Below are 5,776 nucleotides of genomic sequence, written 5' to 3'. Positions count from 1 at the left end.
CACAGAATACGGTGAAGAGACATAATTATATTGTTATTAATATTATTGATTTTATATTTAATATTATTGTTATGGATGACATATATTTCGTTATCAACATTGATAATATTTTTTTATTATTGTTTTTCAAAATATCATTAATTATTGTTTTCTGTTGATCTACATTATTTTTATTTTTAACTGTTATTCTTTGAAAATACTAAAATCAGGAAGAATCTTTAATATTTATCAAAACCAAATGGATGATGAATGAATGCTAAACAACATGTGGATAAGGAAGTAATTTGATTGACCTATTTTCTTTATTCCTGAAATGGTTAATGGGAAAAAATATTTCATTAGTATCATTAACATATATGATGTTGTTATTATTGATATTATTGTATACCTTATTTATGTTTTGTATAACATCATTAATTGATTAGTTGTTTTATAAAAAAACTAATTTGTTGCAATTATTAATTAAGATTTTGAAAATACAGAAAACGGGTATAGGGACGATGGTTAAATATTATTTTGTAACCAATGATGATAAATAAATGCTAACAAATATGTGGATAAGGAAGGAACCTGATTGACCTAATTTCTTTATCCCTTGTAATGTTAGATGTGTTAAAACATATATCATTATTTGCGTTAAGATTAACATATATATTGTTGTTATTTTTGTTATCATTGTGTAATTTAATAATGTTTTGTACAACATCATTATTGGATTTGTTGTTATCTTTTATTGTCATTCGAATATAAAGGAAAACGGGTAAATCACTTTAATCTTTATGATTATTCTAAAATCGTAGCATTTTTCTATTCCTCTATATAATTCAAAAAACCCTAGTGAATCACTGGGGTTAAAGGGGGCTTTTACATTCACATATCCCAAAAGTCGCTCATTTTCGCTTGTGGATCCACTTTACGTATCGCTTTTAATAGTTTTTTCATGACGTCCTGGCGTGGAATGTAGTCTTTATCGCTACATGCTTTAGTAACTGTATTTTTACTAACGTTAGCATCCTTAGCGAGATCTTGTTGTTCTAATCCTTTTTGATCTAACCACTTCCCCAGCTGACTCCGTGGTTTGCCTATACCCCACATTTTTTTATTACTCCCTTCTAATTCTTCTTATTCCCCAGTCTTGACTCTTAATCCCAAAAATATTCGATTGATTCCAAAAAAGTTGGGAATAATGGACAAGCCATTGCTCATACCTTGTATCTAAGGACGTCAAGAGACGTCATTAAAGGGGGTATTTATATGGTCACTACTGAACGGAAAAGATTTATGGATATGGAAATCGAATGGATTATTAATAGGAATGAATGTTATGGATGTTCAACTAATTACAAGTATCCTTACCCTAAAAACGAAAAGGTGGCGTTTTCTTATGGTATATAGACCTACCATTCGTTATGATGAAGTATTCAGAACCCATGTGGATGCCCTCTTTCATGCTACTCATTTAGATCGGAATCAGATTATAAGGGCAGCTCTTTTTACGGCTGTCCATTCAAAAGAGTTTCATGAGTTATTAAAGCCCTATCAAAGGCGTGACGTCCCTCTACCTACTCCTTTATGGTCGCTAGAACAGAACAGTTTATGGCTACAGCAGTCCCCTAAAGTAAACACTGGAGGGAAGGACGTCAATGAAGAGCAGACAAAAGCAGGAGAAATAATCAAGGATAATGAAAACACTATGAAACTAGTTCCCGAAAGTGAAAAAAAACGGAATATCCGATTCGAACAGGCTAAGATTCCTTCCGAACCAATTAAGATTACAGGCGGATTGGTTTTTACACTGGATTAGAATAAAAGGAGAGTATATAAGTTACTTAATTCAAAGAGAAGCGGTGGATTAACGATGGGCCTTAAAGGGATTTTGCTTATTACGGGTACTTGCTAACTTAGAAATCCTTTTTAAAAGGAAGCCTGGTTATTGTTTGATGATGTACAATTTTTTATATTGTAAGCTCTGGCTTTATTCTTAGTAATGAATATGTTTTGTAAGGGTTTTGAGTTTTTTCTACAATTAAGGTTCTCGTTTGATGGTTTCCCACCTGATATCGTTTCTAAAGGGCCGATTTCAGGTGAGAAAGAATACTTTTCTGTATTTTATCTGAATTCCCCTGTTCTTTTATCTGGTTGATGAAGTCTAAATAAAGAATCGTCAACAAATCCTCAATTGTTACATGCTGGTCGTTCAGATAAGGGGTGAGGTCATGTAAAAAGATCTCCCCCCTTAATATTTCAGATTCCTTCATTTGAATTGTGATATAAGCTTTCTTCTCTTTTTCTGATTCCTCCTCGTTGATCTCCTCTTCAATGGACTCAAATGAAAAAACATTTTTTGTCAAAGCCTTCATAACTCGTTTTTCTACTTTCTTTTCTCCTAAATATCGTGCTTTTCCTGACACCAGGAACCCTGCAACCTGCTTATTTATATTACCTTTTTTGATCTGGGTAAGGAAATCCTTATAAAGCAGATGAATCAGGACGGCTAAATCAAATCTTCGAGGCACATCATCAAATATATCGAACATGTCGTCGATAAACACTTCCCCTCTTATATAATCGTAGTAACCGGTGACAATGGTTAGGTACTTTCGGTTTCCTAATATATAGTCCAAAAAGCCTTTTGGAGAAGAGAGGCCTTGTAATTTTTTTTGAAGGAGATTCAACTTACTGTAGGATTTCTTCAAGAGAACCACCCTTTTCAATCCAATTCAAGACGCTGACCATTATAATGAAAACGACCTTACGTTCTGATAATTGTTTTTGAATGGCCAGTCCATACGGACCTCCAATCCCATTGTAACTATTTTCTTTCAGCATGGTATGCATATAGGTTTTGGTATCTTTATAATCCTGAACCCAATCCACTATATCGATATGACTTAACCCGAACTTTAAGAGGGTAGTATTAAATGCGGTCTGGCTTAAAGGTTGTCCCTCTTTAGTTTGAATAAATCTCTCCATTTGCTTACAGAGGGTGCGCAATTTCATCTGCATGATAGGTGTTACAGGGAATTTAATATTGTGGCATTTATCCGAACGAGGTTGTCGTCTTTTCTTAGGGAAACTTTCTAGTTCATCTTTTTTTGAAATAATTTTTTTTGAATGAGTGTTTTGAAACATTGGGTTTAAGCTCTCCACTTTCCTTCTCCCCCTCTTACTTTTTCAATCTAGCTCATGGTCACTTTTCCACTTTTCCATGTTTTATTAGATATATAGTGAGGGAAGGAGGAATATAGAACTCTTTTGTATATTTTTTTAGAATAAGGGAATACTGGCTACTACGAATTTCTAGAAAGGAAAGATGAACATGTCAAATAAAAAGAAGGATAAAAGTGTATCAAAGCAGTTAAAAAAAGCAGTCAAAGATGCAAAAAAGGCGGGCGTGAAACTGGTTAAAGTGGAAGTGCGATAAGGAATTCAAAGATTTGAGATAAACACAGGGAAAACATCTTCTAAAAGGAAGTTTATTGCCCTATTCTTGATTGATTATAGAGTTGAATAAAAGATTAGATTTAAAGTGGTTGTTTAATAATTAAATAGATTAGTTTAGAAACATCTATCTTATGTCTCTTTCTCCGCATTTTCGGTTTTATTAAATATATTAGAAGGAGTTAAACCTTTGGTCAAGTTACAAGTGGATGTTTCAAACGTCTATTATATCGGTGTTTGGTTAAAATGACGTCATAGAATTCTCCTTCCATTCTTAACAATTTAAAGAGCAGAGGTTTACAAAATAGAGAGAGAATAGGCCTTTATTGAAAATATAAACTCTTTTTATCAGGGTTAATATTAAGACCTAAAAAGACTTTTTTCTGGTTATTGTTATCCCCTGACTTTTGAGTTTATCTTTGAGGTATCTGATTTTTCAAAAGCTGTTAGTGCAAGTGATCCATCATGTTTAGAAAATTTTTATAGCTTTTCATGGAAAGACGTCAGTTTGTCGGATTAGGACATCCTGCATACATCTCCAATTCAAGGTAATCGGATCTTTTAATTTTAAAAAACAACAGAATTATTCACATGGAATAAATAAGCTGCTTACATTTTTCCGGATCCCTCAATCAATTGTTTTTATCACAATGATTTTCACAGTTTGCCCAGGATACTAAGGTTTTTTAAGGAAATCCGTTATTCGTAAAATATTACTGTAATTTTTTATATGAAATTTTATATTTGGACTTTTAAGATCAATATTGTTCGAAGTATACAATTTGTAAACATTAAAAATAAACCTGTAGATAGAGATTGATAGTGTCATTAATGATAATATATAACAATTTTATATTTATTATTATTGTTATAATTAACATATATTTTATTGTCGTTATCAACATGGTTTTTTATATTGTTCTTATTTATAAAATTTCCCTTTAGATTAGTTTGGCTTCAAATTTCAATAATCCCAACCTCTAAATAATTTAATTTAACGCGGTTAATTATGTGCCTTTATAGTTCTTTTACAGGAAATCTTAATCCACTAACTTCCTTTGTTTGTGAAACAGAAAAAGGCTGCGCACCACTATTTAATTTATTATGTCTTCAAAATCTTTAAGTTATGAAAAAACTTATTTAAGGTTTTGCCTGACGCATAGGGTTTATACCTATCAAATTCTCTATAGAACGGTAATTTATTGATATGAAATTAAAAACTCCCCAGCAATGCTGGAGAGTTAACAAACTTACTCTTCTTTTTTGGATAAACAGCGATCACATTCAATCAAATAACTTTCTGCTTGCTCTTGCATATGCTGCCTGCATTCAGGACATTCCTTTTTTTGCAAATTGCGGAAAAATTCAACCGGACTAACTAACATTTAAATCTCCTCCTTTATTAATACAGTTAGTTTTTATTTCTATTGTTATAATACAGTATAAACGAAAAATGGAAAAATGAGTAGACCTTTTTTTAAAAAATATGCACAATTTTTAAAAATAAGGTTTTTTAATTCTTAATTTTACAAATTTCTTTTTTCGGATGTTAATTGTTTTAGGTTTATCCCCTTATTCTCCCCCGGTATCAATTTGCTCCACTTCCACATATAAATCTGGATCCATAGAAAATGAGGACAAAATCTTCTTTCTTTTACTTCCAATGTTTCTTTCCAGAAGCTATATCTCAGAAATAATGATTATCTTAACCATTAACAGCACCAACATTATTATTTTTATTGTCATTAATAACATATGTTTTGATATTGGTTTTAATATGAATGTAGCTTTACTCGGAAATCTGAAAAATGAATGTGTAAATCTACTTTCATCTAATTGGCTAATTTAATATATCGATAATTTCTATGTTATCCGAAACGAACTTCTAACATAATGATCCTGGGTTAAAATTTCAATACATCGGGTGAATGAAGATTTTGAAGAGGAATATAAAACAATATCACCATATAAAAATACTTATAAATTAACATATTGTGACCGCTTGAAAGAGATGACACAGTTTTTGCTTGATAAATTGGGACACTTTTTTCCAGTTTGAAACGTACATTTTTACATGGAGAGGCATACATGATTGCCTTGGTCAATCAGGCAGACCCTTGTTTGGCTGTTTCTGGAAATTAATTAATGTATGTTTTGGCAGTAAATTTATGAATCGATACTCAAGAAAAAATGTATATAAGCTAATATTTATACATATTTGTGAAGTTATGCTTGCTGCACTAACGGGCAGGTTAGTGAAACAAGCACCCAATGTTCCATTGCAACTTTTTATAAAAAAATTCCTAGATGTATATCCTAGAAAAGAACTTAATTT

Annotated in this window: 5 protein-coding genes; 1 reads left to right on the top strand and 4 read right to left on the bottom strand. The window is 31.5% G+C overall.

The features are described from left to right. Window positions 1-870: 870 nt before the first annotated feature. Window positions 871-1,095: a helix-turn-helix domain-containing protein gene (locus J7E66_RS02985; protein WP_214997964.1), complete on the bottom strand. Its 225-nt coding sequence runs from the start codon at window positions 1,093-1,095 to the stop codon at window positions 871-873. 289 nt (window positions 1,096-1,384) lie between these two features. Here J7E66_RS02985 and J7E66_RS02980 point away from each other — a divergent pair, with 289 nt between their 5' ends. Continuing rightward, window positions 1,385-1,804 (top strand): hypothetical protein, encoded by a 420-nt coding sequence (locus J7E66_RS02980; RefSeq protein WP_214997963.1) that lies wholly within the window; start codon window positions 1,385-1,387, stop codon window positions 1,802-1,804. A gap of 262 nt (window positions 1,805-2,066) precedes the next feature. On the opposite strand, the gene J7E66_RS02975 is transcribed toward J7E66_RS02980, so the two are convergent. From J7E66_RS02975 to yhfH, 3 genes are all read right to left on the bottom strand, one after another. Beyond that, the gene (locus tag J7E66_RS02975) at window positions 2,067-2,696 is read right to left on the bottom strand and encodes a hypothetical protein (protein WP_214997962.1); all 630 of its coding nucleotides are present in this window, start codon (window positions 2,694-2,696) and stop codon (window positions 2,067-2,069) included. After that, entirely contained in the window at window positions 2,677-3,150 is a 474-nt protein-coding gene (locus J7E66_RS02970) for a hypothetical protein (protein ID WP_214997961.1), read from the bottom strand. Before J7E66_RS02970 ends, J7E66_RS02975 begins: the two co-directional genes overlap by 20 nt. Window positions 3,151-4,691: 1,541 nt before the next feature. Then, a complete protein-coding gene (gene yhfH / locus J7E66_RS02965) occupies window positions 4,692-4,826 on the bottom strand; it encodes a protein YhfH (protein ID WP_214717354.1) in 135 nt (44 codons plus the stop codon). Window positions 4,827-5,776 lie beyond the last annotated feature (950 nt).

Source organism: Bacillus sp. ISL-7 (assembly GCF_018613065.1).
This window is presented reverse-complemented; position numbering and strand designations above follow the sequence as displayed.

Bases quoted from the DNA above. Each gene is read 5' to 3' on its own strand.
- J7E66_RS02985 (WP_214997964.1), bottom strand. From the start codon at position 1,095: ATGTGGGGTATAGGCAAACCACGGAGTCAGCTGGGGAAGTGGTTAGAT.
- J7E66_RS02980 (WP_214997963.1), top strand. From the start codon at position 1,385: ATGGTATATAGACCTACCATTCGTTATGATGAAGTATTCAGAACCCAT.
- yhfH (WP_214717354.1), bottom strand. From the start codon at position 4,826: ATGTTAGTTAGTCCGGTTGAATTTTTCCGCAATTTGCAAAAAAAGGAA.